We start from the raw sequence: 20,137 nt of genomic DNA on the forward strand, positions 1-20,137 counted from the left end.
ATCGTTCCATATTTATTTCATTTTTATTGCATTTTTATTTCACTTATAATTATGATTTCATCCTCTTTCTCAATCCAGATGGTACTTTTTCCGTTTCCGCCACAGGGTGGTTTTGCTCATGCCCAATGCTTTTGCCGCTGCCTCCTGGTTTCCTGCAAACCGCATCAGAGCCTCTTCAATAATTCCGGCTTCTTCCGGCAGCTTCATTTTCCGGTCTGCCTTCTCTTTTTCCTGGTCTGGTATCTCCTGCTCCGGGTCCAGCTCATTAAGAACCTGCTTTACAAAGTCCTCGTCTAAAATCCGTTTGTTGGCCGTAAGGATTAAGCGCTCGCAGAAATTTTCCACCTGATAGAGATTCCCTTCCCATGGATACTCCAACAGCAGCGTCTCCGCCCTCTTTGTAAGGACATGAAATGCGGAATAGCGTTCACTGCACGATTCCATACACGCCTTCAGCCTTTGCTTTAAATCCTCCTTCCGCTCTCTTAAAGGCGGAATTTTAACGGTCAGACCATTTAACAGATAAAACAGTTCCTCACTCAACACTCCCCGCTGAAGCAGCTGGGGAAGAGAATATCTGGAAGCAGTCATGACCCGCACACGGGTTCCCGGATAGGAAACAGCACCGCTGCCCATCCGGTTCTTATAGCGAATGAGCTGGCACAGACGGTATTGGTTGGCCCTGGTCAGACACTCGATTTCCTCCAGCAGCAGAGAACCTCCCTTTGCATGGACAACCGCTCCCTTATCTCCGAAAATAGTTTCAAACTGAACCGTTTCTTCCAAGCCCTCACAGGACAGTACCACAAAAGGGCCTTCTTTATAAATGCCGGCATTGTGAATGCTCTGGGCCAGAAGCCTTTTTTCCGTACCGGTCTCTCCTGTGATCGCCACAGCCTTCCCGGACAAGGCGTACAGCTTGGAAAGCCGGACACATTCCTGCATTTTACTGGATTCCTTTAAAATATCCTCAAACTCTCCCAGTGCCACGAACCCTTTGAATTCCTGCTTTTCTCCGCCAGTGCTCCTATGGAAACGTTCCTTTTTCATAGGCTGACAGGTCAAGATCGCCCCCTCCACCCGTCCGTCAATCATGACTGGTGCCACCACAGCAAATAAGGACTTTCGGTTAATCTGCAGAAACAAAGAACAGGATTCCTTTCCATACTCCAATACCTGGCGAAAGGGCGCCTCTTCCAGCTCCCCAAAAACTGCAACGGCCGGGAGATTGATAACCTTATCCTTTTCTTTCCCCAGAATATCCTCCATAACCCCATTGATATCCATAATAGTTCCCGAAGCATCCAGCCTGGCCACTCCTTGAAAGGAATAATCCAAAAGTGTTTCGATCTGGGCCGCATTGCGCTTTTCGATTTCCATGGCATAGTTCACACGTTCCGCCATAGAAAATGCGTTTCTTAAGGAATCCTCCGTATTGGATAAAAACAAGGATGGAATTCCCTCATCCCCAGCGATTCTTACTGCCGTATCTCCTCCAATGATCAAATCCACCTGGTCATCTACCGCCTGTTTTGCCATGTCCTCCAGTAAATCCCCTTTTTCCGCAAAATAGGTCCGCATATCAATGTCATAAATGGTGTCAAAGTATGACATATCACAGAACATATTCTGAAATCCTACCACACCGATGACGGGAGTTTCCTTTTTTAGGATCTGCTTTGCCTTAATGATAAGCAATGCCATCTCCTGAGCGGTTATGACGATTTCCACCACCGGAATATCCGTATACTGCTTGATCAGGGAAGCCTGAAGTCCTCTGGCAATGATGATGGAGGCACCATTAGCTATGGACTGCCTTGCCTGGATAACGGCATCTTCAGTTTGTATGACTTTCATTTCGTTGATCTCATATTTTTTTTCCTGCAGGATATTATGAGCCTGATAAAGCATCTCCTCCCTGGAAACGAGCAGTGCGGTCTTTCCCATGATGAATTCCTTTCTATATCTATCTTCTGTCATTTTACTACACCCTGCTGCATCTGTCTATTTGGATTCTATATTGGTTCAGGCCGTGGATGACAAAACGGCACCAGGATTGATTCCTGATGCCGTTTTTAACGGCTTTTCACTTTTCCGTATTTCACAAACCTTTTGTAGAACTACTTACTTCCCAAACACTTCCGCTTCATCCGCACGGAATTTTTCAATTCCCTGGTCAGTCAATGGGTGTTTTATCATCTGCATCAGCACACCGTAAGGAACGGTAGCAATGTCAGCCCCTGCTTTTGCACAGTCAATGATGTGAATGGGGTTACGGATGCTTGCAGCGATAATCTCTGTCTCAATCCCGTGTATCTGGAAAATTTCTGTGATGTCACGGATCAAATCAATACCTGGCATGGAAATGTCGTCAAGACGGCCTAAAAACGGAGAGACATAGGCTGCACCTGCGCGGGCAGCCAATAGGGCCTGAGCGGCGGAAAATACCAGTGTCACATTGGTTTTGATTCCTTCTGCAGTAAGTACCTTAACCGCTTTCAGCCCTTCTGCGGTCATCGGGATCTTAACGATCATGTTTTTATGAATTGCTGCAATCACACGCCCTTCTTCGATCATGCCCTCCGCATCTTCCGTGGAAGCCTTTACTTCTCCGCTGACCGGTCCGTCAACGATAGAAGTGATTTCTTTAATAACCAGGCCGAAGTCACGGCCTTCCTTGGCAATCAGAGAAGGATTGGTCGTAACGCCGCAGATGATCCCCATATCACTTGCTTTCTTTACGTCTTCCGTATTTGCTGTATCTATAAAAAATCTCATTGGGACTCTCCTTAGGTTTTATATTCGTTTACAACTAACGGTTGGTGATTACAAGCCTCCTAAGCCAACAGACTCTTTACATACTCTGCAATAGCTTCGTCCTTGCAGTTAGCGAAAAACAATTCTTGAAACTTCTCTCCACCGATGGAGCCCTTCACCAGATCCTGATCAATTCCCTTTAAGCATGTTAAGATATCTTTTAAGTTGTTTTCTCTTACAACGTCTAATATCTTCTTATTTCTCTGCTCCGGAACTGCTCTTTCTCTTGGATAGCCCTGTCCGCTTTCTTCGGAGAATAATTTCTCAAATGTATATTCCAGATTCAGCTCTGCTCCCCAGCCAAAGCCTTTTGCGAACGGCATTGAAATGGCATTGCCGTCGTTGATCTGTGCAAACATGTATCCGTCACTTGGGTCACAGACGTGACCGCAGATAACACCTGGGAAACTGTTTAATGCAAGCATTGCACCTTCTCCTGTTCCGCATCCGGTAATTACATAATCTGCCGCTCCGGAATTTAAGAGGATTGCTGCCAGGATTCCGTTCTGTACATAAGTGAGGGAACAAGCATCCTCTGCAGAATACATTCCATAGTTATCTACTTCATACCCCTTTGCATCTGCAACTTTCTTTAAGCTGTTATAAATCAATCCGTTTTTAGCCGCCTGGCTGTTCTCATTAATTAATGCGATTCTCATGCTTCCAAAACTCCTTTTATTTGATTGTATACCTGCTTCTCGCTCAGTCCGTATTCTTCTAAAAGTTCCTCTGGCTTGCCAGACTGTCCGAAACGGTCCCGAACTCCTATCTTTTTAAATGTAACATTGCATTTACCCTCTAAAAGAACATCACCTACCGCATCGCCAAGCCCGCCGATGGTGCTGTGTTCTTCTACCGTAATTACATTGCTACATTTTGAAGCATACTTTAAAATGCATTCTTTGTCAATTGGTTTAATGGTGTGCATATTGACTACAGTAATGGATTTTCCTTCTGCTTCAAGCTTCTTTGCACATTCCAAAACTGTAGACACCATGATTCCACAGGCAAATACGACCGTATCCGTACCTTCTTTTAATACGTTGGCTTTCCCGATGGTAAATGGCATTTCCTCTTCAAATACCGGGCTTGGCAGTCTTGCCAGACGCAGATAAGCCGGTCCTTTCATCTCTGCCACTGCCTTTACCGCACGGTGTGTCTCACTTGCATCGCATGGAACCACAACCGTCATGCCAGGGATTACGCGCATCAGCGCCAGATCTTCAATGGCCTGGTGGCTTCCGCCATCTTCTCCAAGAGTAATTCCGGAATGTGTCATGCCCAGCTTTACGTTAAAATTGGGATATGCCACGCCGTTACGAACCTGCTCATACGCACGGCCTGCCCCAAATATGGCAAAGGTGCTGCAAAATGGAATGTAACCCATGGTGGAAAGTCCTGCACTCATGTCAACCATGTTGGCTTCTGCAATACCTGCATTGAAAAAACGTTCCGGAAACTTTGCTGCAAAGGTTGCTGTCATGGTAGCATGTGCAAGATCCGCATCCATAACAACGACTTTCTCATTTGCCTCGCCCAGCTCTGCCAAAGCTTCCCCGTATGCTACTCTAATTGCCTTTAATTCACTCATGTCATTAAACCTCCAGTTCCTTTAATGCCTGCTGTCTCTCGTCTTCGCCCGGTGCCTTGCCATGCCAGCCAACCTGGTTCTCCATAAAGGAAATGCCGCTGCCCTTTACGGTATGTGCCAGGATGCATTTTGGTTTCCCTTCCATGGTGCTGATGGAATAAGCGGCCAGTACCTCTTCTAAGTTATTGCCATCCGGCAGTTCCAGCACGTTAAAGTCAAATGCTTTGAACTTGGAATGAAGATCTCCTAAAGACATTACCTGATCATTGCTTCCGTCGATCTGAAGACCGTTGTTGTCAATGATGATGGTCAGGTTGTCCAGGTGATAATTGGCAGCCGCCATACATGCCTCCCAGACCTGACCTTCCTGCAATTCCCCGTCTCCAAGAAGAGCAAAAACTTTTGTATCCTTTTTCTGAGCCTTTGCCCCAAGTGCCATACCCACTGCAATGGATATCCCCTGTCCCAAAGAACCGGTGGAAGCGTCAATGCCGGGAACCTTCTTTGCATCCGGATGTCCCTGAAGAATGCTGTGAAGCTGTCTGAAATTTTTAAATTCTGCTTTATCAAAAAAGCCCATCTCCCCTAATACTGCATAGTAACAGGGAGCTGCATGCCCTTTGCTCAGTACGAAGCGGTCCCGGTCTTCCATGTCAGGATTCTTCGGGTCCACCCGCATCTGAGTATAAAACAATGCTGCCATCAGTTCTACCGCTGACAAAGAACCGCCTGGATGGCCGCTGCCTGCATCAGCTGTCATATTGATAATATCTTTACGAATATCTTTGCATTTCTTTTTTAAATCCATTATGTCCATCATGTTATTGTACCTCCGTCTAATTTATGAACAATCACTTTTTCAGTGAGCCTCTCTTTTTTAAGTAATCCACATATACCGCTCCAAGGATAACAAGCCCTTTTACTACAAACTGCCAGTAGCTGTTTATCTTAAGCAGGTTCATTCCATTGTTTAATACTCCAATGATCAGTACACCGATAACCGTACCCCCAAGAGTACCGATACCGCCGTTAAAGCTGGTACCGCCAAGAACAGAAGCTGCAATGGCATCACGCTCAAATCCTTCCCCTACGGATGGCTGGCCGGAATACAGTCTTGCTGCCAGAACAACTCCGGCAAGGGCTGCCATTACTCCGCTGATGATAAATACTCTGACCTGAATCCATTTGGTATCAACACCTGCATATTTTGCCGCTTCCTTATTCCCTCCGGTCGCATAAACGTGACGGCCAAAGGACGTACGATTCATAATGAAATAAAGGATAATAAATGATACGATTACAAATACTACGGGAATGGGGATTCCAAAGATACTGCCTACACCCATGTTGTTGAATATCTCGTTGTTGGACTGGGCCGGCTGACCTCCTGTTAATATGTAACTGATACCACGCACAATGATCTGGGTGGACAGCGTTACGATAAAGGGAGGCAGCGAGGTATGTGAGATAATATATCCATTAAATAATCCAATGACTGCTCCAAAAAGCAAAGGAACCAGAATGCAGATGATTAAGGGCAATCCTGCATTGCCGCAACGCACGGCTATTACACCGGCAGCCGCTACTACGGAACCTACAGATAAGTCAATGCCGCCGCAGATCAGTACACAGGTGATACCAAATGCAATGAAGCAGTTGACACATACCTGACGAAGTACGCTGAAGAGGTTGTTTTTAACGAGAAATGTATCGGTCGTAACAGATAGTACAATACACAGGAATACCAATGCGATCATAGCTGCCATATTGCGTCTCAGCCAGATATAAAAAGGATTGGTAGTCCAAAGGCCTGGTGCCTTTAACTGGGGTGTCTCTGCTTGATTTTTCCTGTTTAACATACTGAATGTTCTCCTCCTACTGCATATGACATGATGGTTTCCTGAGAAATCTCTGTTTCCTGCTGATCCAGAATCCCTGCCAGACAGCCTTCCCGCATGATCGCTATCCGGCTGGAGTTATTGATGATCTCAGGAAGTTCTGAAGATATCATAATAATAGAAACTCCTTCTTCCGCCAAGGAGTGCATCAGCTTATAGATTTCTGCTTTCGCACCTACGTCGATCCCCCTTGTAGGCTCATCAAGAATCAACACCTTAGGCTTTGCAGCCAGCCATTTTGATATAACGATTTTCTGCTGGTTTCCTCCTGAAAGTTCTCCTGCTGACTGTTCGGTGGAAGCCATCTTTATAGAGAGCTTTTGTTTAAACTCATCAACAATTTCTGCCTCTTTCTTTCTATCCACTTTCAGATGATGGATAAATTCAGAAAGCACCTGGAAGGTTAAATTGGTTCCAATGGTGTGACCAAGAAAAAGCCCCTGTTCCTTCCGCTCCTCCGGTACCAGTGCAATACCGGCACGGATGGCATCTCTGGGCTTTGTGATAGAAAGCCTCTTTCCTTCCAGCCAGACCTCCCCTGACTCAATGGCATCAATGCCAAACAAAGCAAGTGCCAGCTCGGTCCGTCCCGCTCCCACCAGTCCGGAGAATCCAAGGATTTCTCCTCTTTTTAATGTAAAACTGATATTTGAAACTTTACTTGTGGTTAAGTTCTTTACTTCCATGATGACTTCGCCGCCAACCACACGTTTGTTTCCATAAATGTTGTTGAATTCACGGCCTACCATCATGCTGATCAACTCATTCTCCGTGGTTTCGTCTGTGTTTCTCGTACCGATGAATTTTCCATCCCGAAGTACGGTTACGGAATCACATACCTTAAAAGTCTCCTCCATACGATGGGAAATATAAATCATCGCAACACCAGCTTCTTTCAGACGGTCTATCTGTGAGAATAAGTTTTCCGTCTCACTATGGGACAAGGAGGCGGTCGGCTCATCAAGAATCAGGATCTTTGCTCCCTCATTGACTGCCCTGGCGATTTCAATCATCTGCTGCTGTGCTACGGATAATCCACGGATCAGCATTCCGGCATCCAACATGAGTCCTAACTTATCTAGTGCTGCCTGCGCATCCTGCTTCATCTTCCGGTAGTCCACCATTTTCAAATGATTCTTTGGTTCCCGGCCGAGAAAAATATTTTCAGCAATCGTCATCTCAGGAACATTGGTGATCTCCTGATGAATAAAACTGACCCCATATTTTCTGGCATCGTCCACACTTTTTATGGAAGCTTCTTTTCCTTCCATATAAATCGTACCTGAATCAGCACTGAAAATGCCTCCAAGTATTTTCATCAGCGTGGACTTACCTGCACCATTTTCTCCCATAAGAGCCCGAACTTCTCCGGGCTTTATGGAAATACTGACTCCGTCAAGGACAACATTGGTACCAAAAGCCTTGGTTATATCTTTCATTTCAAAAACATAATCCCTTGACATGTTTTCCACTCCTAATCTGCATTCCTGCCTCAAGTCAACATTTTACGGATTACTGATCTACATTCTCTTTGGTAATGATAGACATTGGTACTACTACCTTCTCCTCAATGGTCTGGCCTGACAGCAGTCTGTATGCAGTTTCAATACAAGTGGTTCCGATTCCTGCAGGATCCTGTGCGGCAGAAGCTACCATTTCACCGGAACGGATGAAGCCTTTTCCCTCGTCGGAACCATCAATTGAAACGACTTTTGTATCTTCTAATCTTCCAGCTTCCTTCAGTGCTGCAATTGCGCCTCGGGCAGTTGGATCGTTAATGGTGAAAACACCGTCGATTACTGGGTTTGCATTAAGAAAATCAACCATGATCGGCTGAGAATAATCGGATTTAGGCTTTTCCACGTCCTTTGTCTGAATGATCTCAATGTCAGGGTATTTCTTTAATTCTTCTTCAAAACCGATCTGACGGTCATAGCAAACTTCTGTGATACTATAAGTAATCTCGACAACCTTTCCTTTTCCGCCAAGGGCTTCTGCAAGAGCAGCTGCACAAAGCTTTCCAGCTTCCTTGTTATCGGAAACAACCGTACACTGAACCAGCTCTGGATTCTTTACCGCGGTATTGAAAGCAATTACCGGAATACCGGCTTCTTTACAAGCTTCCAGTGTCGCACGTACACCTTCAGAGTTGATTGCAGAGATACAGATTACATCTACTCCCTGGTTGATCATATCGGCAACGTCGTTCATCTGTTTGTTCTGATCACCGGCAGCGTCCTGTATAATCAGTTCATCATCTGGTCCTGTTAAAGCAGCCTGCATCGCTTCTTTGATCTGAATGAAAAATACATTGGTTAAATCCGGTGCAGATACACCAATCTTAATTGGTTTTGCAGGTGCTTCTGTGCCTGCGGCTTTCGTTGTTTCTTTCGCTGCTGCAGTTGTTTCTGCGCTGCCTGTGCTTGTAGTTTCCTTCTCTGCAGAACCACAAGCAGATAAAGATAATGCCATCATAACGGATAAGACGATCGCTGTAACTTTTCTCATAATAGTAATCCACCTCTCAACATTTGAATTCTTATCATATATTCTGCTTTTATCCCCTATTTTTGTAACAAATGCCAGCAATATTGTATGATATCATTCTTTAATACGTTCCCGGGTTTGTATTTTTGTATGTTGTCATACAATATTAGCATCCTCATGATACATCTTTACTTAAAATTTGTCAATAGGATTTTTAAATTTATGCACATTATACAACACAACTTTTTTAAAGAACAAAAAAAAGAACCAAAAAGCCTTGATAATCCGGCTTTTGGTTCTTAAAACTGCTTCTGTTTGCTATTTATTTTTTATTTAATCCATACTTTCTACCGCCTGATAATTACATTCAAATCCGTATTAATGAGAGAAATATGTCTTTTGGCATACAGCTCTGCCACCTCCTCATCCCGCGCCTTTAAAGCATCAATGATGTCCTGATGGGCTTTGATGGCATTGCGGGCATTCTGCGGAACCTGAAATGTTTTTAAACGGAAATCACGTATGCACTCATCTATTTTCTTACTGATAAAAATCATCATTTTATTCCTGCTCGCTTCTACGATCTGGCGGTGAAGTCTTTCATCGTACTTTGCCATGCCGGCAAAATCCTCTTCCTCTACCGCACGTTTAAACCGCATATGAGTCCGCTCAATCTGCTCCAGCTCTGCATCCGTGGCACGTTTCGCGATCAATCTGGCACATAAAGGCTCTATTGCACTTCGTACTTCTATATAATCCATTAATTCCACTTCATTTTTTAAAAACCATTCTGCCAGCTCTTCCTGGCCAAGCTCCTTTTTGCTAACCAGAAACGCTCCGCGTCCAGGCTTGATTTCAACCAGTCCCCTGGCCTCAAGAATACGGAATGCCTCCCTGACAGTGCCGCGTCCTACCGAGAGTTTCTCGCACCATTCTTTTTCTGTAGGTAATTTTTCACCGACTTCTATTCCATCGGCTGCAATGAAGTCTTTCATACTATTTACTACCTGCTGCACGATCGGTATTCTGGATACCTCTGTCATGTTATTCGCTCCCTCTTCCTTTATATCCTTCGTAAATCCAAACGACGTCATACAATCATTGTAACACATTTCAAAAAAACTGCAACAAAATCATTTATTTTCTAATTTTTGTGTAACACATCGGACAATTTTTCCAATTAAGAACCGTAGAAAGAGAGCTGCCAACCGGGAGAATCTCCCAATTATGCAGCCCTTCTATTATCATATTTTCCCACTATCTGCTGCAAAACTATCATGCTCTAAGGAAGAAAAAAAAGGTGTAGAAATAAGGCCATCCATGCCCAAGCTACACCTTTTTTGTTCTTAAAAATTAAATTTATCTTCAAAATAAGTTTTCAGTTCTGCAATCGGAACCCTTACCTGCTCCATGGTATCACGGTCACGGACGGTTACTGCATGATCTTCCTCTGAATCAAAATCATAGGTAATACAGAAGGGAGTACCAATCTCATCCTGTCTTCTGTATCGCTTACCGATGTTTCCTCTGTCATCAAACTCACAGTTGTAGTGCTTGCACAATTCCGCAAATACCTTTTCTGCTCCCTCGTTCAGCTTCTTGGAAAGGGGAAGCACACCGATCTTAACCGGTGCGATAGCCGGGTGGAAATGAAGTACGGTACGCACATCCCCCTCTGCGATCTCCTCTTCATCATAAGCGGCACAAAGGAACGCAAGGGTCACTCGGTCAGCCCCAAGGGATGGCTCAATGACATATGGAATATAGCGTTCTTTCTTTTCATCATCGAAATAAGTCAGGTCCTGACCGGAGGTGGTCTGGTGCTGTTTTAAATCGTAATCAGTTCTGTCCGCAATTCCCCATAATTCTCCCCAGCCGAAGGGGAACAGGAACTCAATGTCTGAGGTGGCCTTGCTGTAAAAGGAAAGTTCCTCCTTCTCATGATCCCTGACACGCATCTCCTCCTCCTTGATGCCAAGGTTCTTTAACCAGGTAATGCAGTAGTCCTTCCAATATGCAAACCACTCCAGATCCGTATCCGGCTCACAGAAGAACTCCAGTTCCATCTGCTCAAATTCTCTGGTACGGAAGGTGAAGTTTCCAGGTGTGATCTCGTTACGGAAGGATTTTCCGACCTGGCCGATCCCAAACGGAATCTTCTTCCTGGAGGTCCTCTGAACATTTTTAAAATTAACAAAAATACCCTGAGCAGTCTCAGGTCTTAAGTATACAGTATTCTTGGCGTCTTCGGTTACGCCCTGAAAGGTTTTGAACATTAAGTTGAACTGGCGGATGTCGGTGAAATCATGCTTGCCGCAGCTTGGACAGCAGATATTCTTCTCATCAATATAGTTCTTCATCTCTTCCTGTGACCATGCATCCACAGAGCCTTCGATGGTGATGCCATTCTCTGCCATATAATCTTCAATGATCTTATCCGCACGGAAACGCTCCTTGCAGGCCTTGCAGTCCATCAGAGGGTCTGAAAATCCCCCTAAATGACCGGATGCGATCCAGGTCTGGGAATTCATTAAAATTGCGCAGTCCACTCCCACATTATAAGGACTCTCCTGAATAAATTTCTGCCACCATGCTTTTTTTACGTTGTTCTTAAGCTCAACGCCCAAGTTTCCGTAATCCCATGTATTGGCAAGACCGCCGTAAATCTCAGAACCCGGATAAACGAATCCTCTTGATTTTGCAAGTCCTACAATCTTTTCCATTGTCTTTTCCATGATCTTAACCTCTCTTATTTAAAAATAATGTAACTTTTTCCCTCTGCTGTCTGCACCGTATTCTGATCTTTTATGACAACGTTATCCGAAACAAATAATAGCTTACCTTCTGTCTGTATGGTTACGGGATGTTTCGATTCTACCACAACGGCATGGCTCTGCTCCCTATGGGACAGTTCCTTTTTTTCCGCCGGCTTTCCGTCCGAAGCTTTTAAAAATGAAATACCCTCTGCCTCGCTCTGTCCTAATATTTCAGAAAAAGCATGGACTGAAATAGAATCCACCTGATTGTCCTTATCCTCATACTCATAAGCAAAGCCGGATAAGTCATCGCCGGACTTATAGTTAAATATCATCCGGGCAGTCCCTTTTTCCATGCTGCAGGAATCAAGTGTAACGGCTCCTTCTCCATGCGCTTTGTTATAGGCCAGAGCTGCTTCCTCCAGATATGCTTTCAGCTCTTCTGCATTGTAGTAATCCTTTTCTGCATATGTCTCGACGGTCGCCGTTTGTAGGACACCGTCTCCCGTTACAAAAATTCTGCTGCTCTCCGCATTCAGGGCGTTGCTGCCGGATCTTCCCAGACAACCCGTCAGCATTCCTGCAGCAATCACTGCCGCCAGAACCGCTTTCCTTTTCTTCATTCATTTTCCTCCTGCATTGAATCCGCGGTGTGGAGGGGGAATCCAAAGAATTCCTCCGCACTGCTCCTCGCATACGTGGATTATACCAAATGCCTTCTGTCATTTCAATACTTTACTGTCTCATGGTCTGTAAAATCTCCAGAGAATGAAATTCCCGGTCTACATAACGTTTTTTATTGATTTCCACACAACGCCCGAACTCCTCCAATACCGGATCTGTTAAGGTAAAGGTATAAAGATGCTCTACCGGAGAAGCGATCACATACTCCCATGCATAATTGGCAGAATCACTGACCGGACGGGGTGGAGACTCCGTATATTCGCCGTTGATTACCATGGACTTTAATTCAAAAACTCTTTGAACCAGCTCATTTTTCAGTGACGGTTTTAATAAGGCCCGAACCGATTGGTATAAAAGCTTTAAAAGCCCGGTTCCGTTCTCATTCTCCCGGGAATAATAATCGGCCAGCTCCAGAAAGTAGGAGCCGTAACAGGCCGCCTCCATATCCAGAGCCAGGTCCTCAAAATAATTGGTAATTTCCGCCGACTGCAAGGTATAGGAATTCCTGCCTTCGTACAGATAAAACAGTCCAAAGGCAAAGGGGCGGCTGGCTCCCATCAGCTGGCTGCCCGGCCTTCTTGCTCCTCTGGCAAATGCTGTAATCTTTCCTCTTTCCCTGGTAAGTAACACAAGGCGCTTATCCATTTCTCCCACAGGGGATGCTTTGATCACCATCCCTGTCAGCTTTTCAACTTCCCTCAATTGCTCTCACCGCTTTTAGATATCTTTTTGATTATATCCATAATTTTTCATATACAGATCGCTGTCCCGCCATTCCTTACGGACTTTTACCCAAAGCTGTAAATTAACCTTAGTATCCAGCAGATCCTCGATCTCTCTGCGGGCAGAGCTGCCGATCCGTTTCAGCATGGCTCCGCCTTTTCCGATGATGATTCCCTTGTGGGATTCCCGTTCACAGATAATATTTGCTTCCAGATCAATGATACCATTTTCCCGTTCCTTCATCTTTTCCACGGTCACAGCTATTCCATGAGGGATCTCATCCTTTAACAGACGGAGGGCTTTCTCCCTGATCAGTTCGGCGGAAATCTGACGCATGGGCTGGTCCGTCACGGTATCTTCGTCGTAGTACTGGGGTCCGTATGGAAGATATTTATAAATCAGTTCCAGCATTAAGTCTGTATTTTTATCCTTTAATGCGGATACCGGCACGATCTCTGCAAACGGGCAGATATCCTTATAGGTATTGATAAAGGTCAGGATGTCCTCCTGGTTTTTCACCGTATCAATTTTGTTGATGACAAGAATCACAGGTGTCTTTACGGAACGAAGCTGCTCTGCAATATGCTGCTCTCCTGCCCCGATGTAGGTGGTGGGTTCCACCAGCCACAAGACCACATCCACTTCCTTTAACGTGTGTTCCGCCACACTTACCATATATTCCCCAAGCTTATTCTTGGCCTTGTGAATCCCAGGGGTGTCCAGAAATATAATCTGTCCCCTGTCATCGGTATATACCGTCTGAATCCGGTTTCTCGTGGTCTGGGGCTTATCGGAAGTAATGGCGATCTTCTGGCCGATTAAGCGGTTCATCAGGGTGGACTTTCCAACATTGGGCCGTCCAATCAGGGTAACAAAGCCTGATTTATAGTTTGTTTCCATATAGGTTCTCCTTCGTGTTATGAGTGGAATAAGTTCTTCGTCTCTCCAAAGAGATCCTTATCCGCTGCGATTCTGTCTTCATTACCGATCACACAGAGACTTCCTGTGGCAAGAACTGCTTTTACAAGAGGTGCCAGTTTGCGGATGTCTTCCTGTGTGGCATTTAATACTTCTTCCCGCTCCTTTGCCATCATCTCCTGGTCCACTCCGGACAAATAGGCAGAAAGGCCCCTGTTGCCTCTGGTAGAAGGGGGATATGGAACGTCCATTTCACTGATGGTACCAATGACATATTTGGTCATGTCGCGGTCCTCTACCTGGAAGTTCTCCAGATAATCCACGACCCCTTCATAGACCTGATTGGTCTCCTTTAAATTCGGGTCCCGGTAGGAAGCAAAATAACCTTCCCCGGATCGGCCGAAACCGCTCATACAGCCGTATGCCCCGCCTTTGACTCTTAAATTGATCCAAAGATAATCATAGCTTAGAATCACCTTTAAGATTTTAAGGGCGCCGGTATATTCCTCCCCGCTTCCCAAAAATGAGCCGCATCTGGCTACATAATTGACCTGAGACGCCGTGGCAAAGCCTTCGTTTCTGTTGCCGGCCGGAAAGATAAACGGATAGCGTTTTTCTGTTCCCCCTGGCAGTACCTCGGTCAGCTTTTTCATGGCATCAGGAAGAAGCTTGTACCCTTCTTCATCTGCCGTATAGCTGACAAGCATATTGCCGGTGGTGAAAAGCTTCTCCATGACGGATTTAAAACGTGCAATAATAGCCTGTTTGTCGGACGCATATTCTTTTTCCAGCTTCTCAAGAAATTCATAATATCCGATTCCTCCGGTCAAATCATTGTAAGCGGCGGTGGCGGAAAAATAGGAGGTGGCTCTTGCAACCGCTGCGGAATGGCAGGCTCCTTCCAGCTTCATCCTTGCCCTGGACCTTGTTTCACTGATCACTTCTCCCACCCGCTTTTCATCATCCAGAATGGAACGGGTCAGAATTTCCGCAAGAATGGAAAAACCGAATTCCAGCTTATCATAAAGCACTCTTGCGCTGGCCACAAAGAATCCCTTAAACGCTCCCTTGTTGACTAGATCCGGGTAAGAGGTCACACTGAAGCTCACGCCTCCGCTGTTTAAATGAATCTCACTGGTCAAGTCTCCATATGAGAAATTTTCCGTATTCACATAGCCAAGCAGGGATTTTAAAAATCCAACATAAGGCAGATCCTCCACGGGCACCGCGGAAGTATCAAACAGGACCTTTAAATAACCTATGCCGGAGGTAAACATGTCATGGTGAATGACCTTGATCCCGTGAGCCTCTTTTTCTGCCCAGATGATTTCTTCGGGTTCCCTGCTGATATCCTCTCTGCGAAGCATGGGGATCTTTTCCAAATCCTTCTGGGGAGACGGTGATTCCTGATATTCCCTGAGAGCATGGGTCTGTTCCACCAAATGCCTGATCTCAGATTCGGAAAGCGAAGCTTTGTAGGCCGCCAGTTTTCCGGCTGTCTTTTCGTCTTCCTCTGCGGTCAAGTTCTTTTTGGGGCTTACGGTGATCACTGCCTCAAACGGATTATCCAGAAGATATTCCCGGATGAGCTGTTCAAAATATCCGTCATCCACCACTTTTTTCAAATAATCAAAGGTTTCCTGATATTCCAGATGTGTCATCGGGTCTCCGTCATAGAGCCAGCTGTCCAAACACTGAAGGCCGTACATCAGTCCTTTGGGGGCTGAGCCGTAATCTGCTTCCCGGTAACGGAATTCATAATAATTCATTCCTGCTTTTAAGCTTTTCCGGTTAATCCCTTCATCTGCAAGCTTTCTTAACGTACCTTTTACCACAGCAAGGAATTCTCCCTTTTGATCCGGATTGGCATTCTTTGCAATAACAGAGAAATAAGGCTGTAAAATCCCGCTGTCATAGCCCCCCAGGATATCCTGTCCGATTCCTGCATCAATCAGCGCCTGCTTTAACGGTGCACCCGGCGCATCAAGCAGCGTGTACTCTAAGATCTGGAATGCCACGTAATGCTTTGGATCTAAGTTGTTGCCCGTAACCGTATTGATGGATAGATATGTGGCATTCTCTTCCGACTCGCCTTCCGTGATGGAATAATAAGTCTCCGCTTCCACCGGTTTTTCAAACGGTTTCTGGCTTTTGATCCTGGAATCAATGGAAATTTCGTCATAATGGCTTAAATATTCCTCATCCAGCCAGGTAAGCTTCTCTGCCATATCCATATCGCCGTAAAGATAAATATAGCTGTTGGAGGGGTGATAATATTTTCTATGGAAATCCAAAAAATCTTCATAGGTAAGATCCGGAATAAATGCAGGATCACCTCCGGACTCCTGTCCATAACAGCTGTCCGGAAACAGGACCTTTCTGGTAAAGCGGTCAAGCACTTCCTCCGGAGAAGAAAAAGCCCCTTTCATCTCATTGTATACAACACCGTTGTAAATCAGATCTGCTTCCGGGTTTTCCAGCTCATAATGCCAGCCTTCCTGCATAAATATCTTTGGTTCCCTGTAAATGTTCGGATGCAGCACCGCATCCATATAAACGTTCATTAAATTCTGAAAATCCTTTTCATTGCAGCTGGCCACCGGATACACGGTCTTATCCGGGTAAGTCATGGCGTTTAGAAAGGTATTCAAAGAACCTTTTACCAATTCCACAAACGGATCCTTTAAAGGAAACTTATCCGACCCGCAAAGCACACTGTGTTCCAGTATGTGTGCCACTCCGGTACTGTCCGCGGGCGGAGTACGGAATCCGATGGAAAACACCTTGTTATCGTCGTCACAGGATACGGCAAAGATTCTTGCTCCGCTTTTTTTGTGACGGAGCACGCGGCCCGTAGCTTGAATTTCCTTAATTTCTTTCTCTTCGACAACCTCATAGGCTGCCAGGTTATTTAATTTATTCATTCTTTGTTTATTCCTCCTGCAAAACAGTATTATTTACATATTGCCCACTAATTTGTCTTTTAATATTGCAGCACACTCTCTTACGCAAAAGTGCACAAAAAGAATGGGGTCCGATTCGCAGGAAATCCCGTAAATATCGGGAATCCCCCATTTTTTTGCAATCTGCTGGGCGCGGAATACATGAAAATCACTGGTCAATACTCCGATCTTAATCGGTTTATCCGGAACCAGTTCAAAAGTGCCGGGATCCATGAAAACGGGATTTTTCTGATTCCTTGCCTTCTTTTTCTCCTGATCCTCTTCGATGGCCACACGGCTGTATGCTATGTTTTCTACCGTACTGTGAGAACGCATCTCCAAAATCAGCTGTTCTTCTCTCACGCCGTTAAATACCAGGTAGTCTCTCATCGCCTCTGCCTCACTGACCGGCTCATCGTCTCCTTGTGCTCCGGAAAGAACCAGAATGGTTCCGGGATTTTCATCCAGGTATTCCATGGCTTTATCCAGACGTTTTTTTAATGATTTGCTGATTCCGGTCTCTTTGACTCTGGCTCCCAATACGATCACATAGTCGAGTCTTGATGTATCACGGACAGTCACTCCCGTAAATACCAAAATTTCCACTACGGTAAATACAAGAACCGCGGTACAGCAAACGGTCACCACCGACACCGGCAGCCATAAAGGAACTTTGTCCTTATGCCGCATATAGGCATCCCAGCCAATACCAAATAATACACAAACAGCCGCAAACACCAGCCAGATAACCGAAAAGGAAGTCGTTAATCCGGAATAAACAGCAATTATGACATAATAGATCACACATAACGCAGCGATCAGCCATAAAATCCACATAATAGGAAGCCCTCCGTTCTGCACGTTCTAAATCCAGGTAATTTCTGGGTAAAATACCTTTATAGCATACCACAAAGACGCCATTTCTACAACCGCCACAAAAAATACTGCTGTCAGGCATTGGCAAACGAAAAAGCCAGATAAGACAATGATCAAACGTTGTTGTCTACCTGGCTTTTGGGATTATTCTTTCTCTTCGTCCATCTCACTTCGGCGCAGAATGTCATACTGCTTCATATCCACCCCCAAATCCACGTAGATGATCTGTCTGGCATGAGGAGCACTTTCCTGAGGAACACCCTCTTCATTATAGATCGCCTTTACTACGGCTTCGATATTCCTGCCGTCCGGCTTCATGACCTCGATGGTCTCTCCTACGCTGAATTTGTTCTTCTGCTCGATCCGGGCATAGCCTCTTTCATCAATGGATTCAATGGTTCCGATATAAGTGTAATTTTTCACATAGGTATTGCTGTCATAGATCTGTGTGCTGGAATCTGCCTTGCCAAAATAAAATCCGGTGGTAAACTCCCGATAGGTACATTTGCCGATCTCAGAACGATACCAGTCCATATTCTCTTCATAGAGCCTGGGATCTTTTTTATAATCTTCAATGGCTTTCCGGTAAGTCCTTGCCACAGTCGCCACATACAAGGCAGTCTTCATACGGCCTTCGATCTTAAAGCTGTCGATCCCGGCATCAATCATCTCCGGAATGTGTTCGATCATGCAGAGATCCTTGGAATTAAAGATATAAGTACCCCGTTCATTTTCATAAACCGGCATATATTCTCCGGGACGCTGTTCCTCCACAATGGAATATTTCCAGCGGCATGGGTGGGTGCAGGCGCCCTGGTTTGCATCTCTTCCTGCCATAAAATTACTGAGCAGACACCGGCCGGAATAGGAAATGCACATAGCTCCATGCATAAAGCTTTCAATCTCCATATCCTCCGGAATCCGGCTGCGGATTTCCTTGATCTCCGCAAGAGAAAGCTCTCTGGCAGTAACCACACGCTTGGCCCCAAGCTGATACCAGAACAGATAAGTTCCGTAGTTGGTATTATTGGCCTGGGTGCTGATATGGATCTCCATATCCGGAATGATGCGCTTTGCAATGGCAAAAACACCCGGATCGGATATGATCAGGGCATCCGGATTGATATCCTTTAATTCTTTAAAATATTCCTCCACTCCCGGAAGGTCATCATTATGTGCCAGAATGTTGGCTGTAATATATACCTTTACTCCGCGTTCGTGGGCAAACGCAATGCCCTCGCGGATTTCATCCTGTGTAAAATTCTTGGCCTTGGCACGGAGTCCAAAGGCTTCTCCTCCCAGGTAAACAGCGTCGGCGCCGTAAACCACTGCGGTCTTTAATACGTCTAAGCTGCCTGCCGGGACCAAAAGTTCCGTCTTTCTCATGAAACTCCTCTCTCGTGTTTTACTTTTTTATGCTAACAGTAATTCCGTCACCGATGGGAACGATGGTGGTGGTTAGAAGCGGAGAATGCTTCAATTCGTATAAATATTCCCGCATCCGCCCGTGAATGGTACGGTTTCGGCGTTCCACCGCATAACGGGATTCCACGATGTCCCCTTCCTGAAGAACATTGTCCGAAATGAGCATACCACCGGTTCTCATCAATTCTAAAATTCTCGGAAGCCAGGCCAGATACTGCCCCTTGGCCGCATCCATAAAGACAAGGTCAAAGGGGCCGGTAAGCCCCTTTAACAGTTCCTCTGCATCTCCTTCCAATAAGGTAATGCGTTTCGTTTCCCCCGCCTTTTCAAAATTGCTTCTGGCTTCCGGTATTCTTTTTTCATATTTTTCTATGGTTGTGATATGGCAGTCGAAAGCCATGACCTCCGCCATCAAAAGGGTAGAATATCCGACTGCGGTTCCTACCTCTAAGATGGCTTTTGGATTCATGGCTGCTGTCATGGTCTTTAAGAAGGCAGCCGTCTCCTCTCTTATGACAGGGACTCCATTCTGCCTCGCTTTTTTACCGATCTCATGGATCAGAGGGGATTCCTCCGGTTCCAAAGATCTGATATAATCGGTAATTCGGTCATTGACGATCATTCTTTTCTTCCTCTTCCTCTGTATTCTCATTCATCATCTGAAGAATATCCCTGGAGGTCATGGAAGTGTTTAACGTATAGCTTCCCGGATTGATCTTATAATTAAAAAACTTCGCCTGTATGATAAAGGAATATTCGTTTGCAATCAGGCCCTTGTCCTTTAAAAGTTTTGCCACACCAGCAACGGAAGTGCCCTTGTCTATGGTAATATTCTTATCCTGTCCAGGCTCCTCTTCCACGGCTGATGCATAGAAAATTTCGTGGCCGAACTCATAGCCCCTTGTAATTCCTTCATAAAGGAAGAGGATCATTAGGGCAAAAACGATCAGCCTTATGGACAGGGCAATAATCGCTCCTGTTATTTTATTGATCTCTTTTGTTGTCCGGCTCATAAATTTC

The 20,137-nt window shown here is 45.3% G+C and carries 18 protein-coding genes; all 18 read right to left on the bottom strand.

Annotation, left to right across the window (positions count from 1 at the left end; genetic code table 11):
- Positions 1 to 69 precede the first annotated feature (69 nt).
- Positions 70 to 1,980 carry a PrpR N-terminal domain-containing protein gene (locus tag VIG27_RS13110; protein ID WP_394522964.1) on the bottom strand — a complete coding sequence of 637 codons (1,911 nt, stop codon included), beginning with the start codon at positions 1,978 to 1,980 and terminating at the stop codon, positions 70 to 72.
- A 144-nt stretch (positions 1,981 to 2,124) separates the two neighbouring features.
- Positions 2,125 to 2,778 carry a fructose-6-phosphate aldolase gene (gene fsa, locus VIG27_RS13115; protein WP_394522965.1) on the bottom strand — a complete coding sequence of 218 codons (654 nt, stop codon included), beginning with the start codon at positions 2,776 to 2,778 and terminating at the stop codon, positions 2,125 to 2,127.
- Positions 2,779 to 2,837: 59 nt separating this feature from the next.
- The gene (locus VIG27_RS13120) at positions 2,838 to 3,476 is read right to left on the bottom strand and encodes an RpiB/LacA/LacB family sugar-phosphate isomerase (protein WP_394522966.1); all 639 of its coding nucleotides are present in this window, start codon (positions 3,474 to 3,476) and stop codon (positions 2,838 to 2,840) included.
- Positions 3,473 to 4,408: a transketolase family protein gene (locus VIG27_RS13125; RefSeq protein ID WP_394522967.1), complete on the bottom strand. Its 936-nt coding sequence runs from the start codon at positions 4,406 to 4,408 to the stop codon at positions 3,473 to 3,475. The genes VIG27_RS13120 and VIG27_RS13125 overlap by 4 nt, the downstream gene beginning before the upstream one ends.
- A 4-nt stretch (positions 4,409 to 4,412) precedes the next feature.
- Positions 4,413 to 5,225, bottom strand: a complete 813-nt coding sequence (locus VIG27_RS13130; RefSeq protein WP_394527587.1) for a transketolase — start codon at positions 5,223 to 5,225, stop codon at positions 4,413 to 4,415.
- A 34-nt stretch (positions 5,226 to 5,259) separates the two neighbouring features.
- Positions 5,260 to 6,267: an ABC transporter permease gene (locus VIG27_RS13135; RefSeq protein WP_394522968.1), complete on the bottom strand. Its 1,008-nt coding sequence runs from the start codon at positions 6,265 to 6,267 to the stop codon at positions 5,260 to 5,262.
- Entirely contained in the window at positions 6,261 to 7,769 is a 1,509-nt protein-coding gene (locus VIG27_RS13140) for a sugar ABC transporter ATP-binding protein (RefSeq protein ID WP_394522969.1), read from the bottom strand. The genes VIG27_RS13135 and VIG27_RS13140 overlap by 7 nt, the downstream gene beginning before the upstream one ends.
- A 49-nt stretch (positions 7,770 to 7,818) precedes the next feature.
- On the bottom strand, positions 7,819 to 8,814 hold the full coding sequence (locus tag VIG27_RS13145) for a sugar ABC transporter substrate-binding protein (protein WP_394522970.1): 996 nt from the start codon (positions 8,812 to 8,814) through the stop codon (positions 7,819 to 7,821).
- A gap of 326 nt (positions 8,815 to 9,140) precedes the next feature.
- Positions 9,141 to 9,836 carry a FadR/GntR family transcriptional regulator gene (locus VIG27_RS13150; protein WP_394522971.1) on the bottom strand — a complete coding sequence of 232 codons (696 nt, stop codon included), beginning with the start codon at positions 9,834 to 9,836 and terminating at the stop codon, positions 9,141 to 9,143.
- 303 nt (positions 9,837 to 10,139) lie between these two features.
- A complete protein-coding gene (locus VIG27_RS13155) occupies positions 10,140 to 11,528 on the bottom strand; it encodes a glycine--tRNA ligase (protein ID WP_394522972.1) in 1,389 nt (462 codons plus the stop codon).
- Between the two features lie 14 nt (positions 11,529 to 11,542).
- Positions 11,543 to 12,172 carry a hypothetical protein gene (locus VIG27_RS13160; protein ID WP_394522973.1) on the bottom strand — a complete coding sequence of 210 codons (630 nt, stop codon included), beginning with the start codon at positions 12,170 to 12,172 and terminating at the stop codon, positions 11,543 to 11,545.
- Positions 12,173 to 12,284: 112 nt separating this feature from the next.
- The gene (gene recO / locus VIG27_RS13165; RefSeq protein ID WP_394522974.1) at positions 12,285 to 12,935 is read right to left on the bottom strand and encodes a DNA repair protein RecO; all 651 of its coding nucleotides are present in this window, start codon (positions 12,933 to 12,935) and stop codon (positions 12,285 to 12,287) included.
- Positions 12,936 to 12,950: 15 nt separating this feature from the next.
- The gene (gene era, locus VIG27_RS13170; protein WP_394522975.1) at positions 12,951 to 13,856 is read right to left on the bottom strand and encodes a GTPase Era; all 906 of its coding nucleotides are present in this window, start codon (positions 13,854 to 13,856) and stop codon (positions 12,951 to 12,953) included.
- A gap of 17 nt (positions 13,857 to 13,873) precedes the next feature.
- The gene (locus tag VIG27_RS13175; protein ID WP_394522976.1) at positions 13,874 to 16,798 is read right to left on the bottom strand and encodes an insulinase family protein; all 2,925 of its coding nucleotides are present in this window, start codon (positions 16,796 to 16,798) and stop codon (positions 13,874 to 13,876) included.
- 33 nt (positions 16,799 to 16,831) lie between these two features.
- A complete protein-coding gene (locus VIG27_RS13180; protein WP_394522977.1) occupies positions 16,832 to 17,653 on the bottom strand; it encodes a YdcF family protein in 822 nt (273 codons plus the stop codon).
- Positions 17,654 to 17,836: 183 nt separating this feature from the next.
- On the bottom strand, positions 17,837 to 19,078 hold the full coding sequence (locus VIG27_RS13185; RefSeq protein WP_394522978.1) for a peptidase U32 family protein: 1,242 nt from the start codon (positions 19,076 to 19,078) through the stop codon (positions 17,837 to 17,839).
- Between the two features lie 19 nt (positions 19,079 to 19,097).
- On the bottom strand, positions 19,098 to 19,739 hold the full coding sequence (locus VIG27_RS13190; protein ID WP_394522979.1) for an O-methyltransferase: 642 nt from the start codon (positions 19,737 to 19,739) through the stop codon (positions 19,098 to 19,100).
- A complete protein-coding gene (locus tag VIG27_RS13195; protein ID WP_394522980.1) occupies positions 19,726 to 20,130 on the bottom strand; it encodes an endolytic transglycosylase MltG in 405 nt (134 codons plus the stop codon). The genes VIG27_RS13190 and VIG27_RS13195 overlap by 14 nt, the downstream gene beginning before the upstream one ends.
- Positions 20,131 to 20,137: the final 7 nt, after the last annotated feature.

The organism is Lacrimispora sinapis, from assembly GCF_043633585.1.
GTDB lineage: Bacteria > Bacillota > Clostridia > Lachnospirales > Lachnospiraceae > Lacrimispora > Lacrimispora sinapis.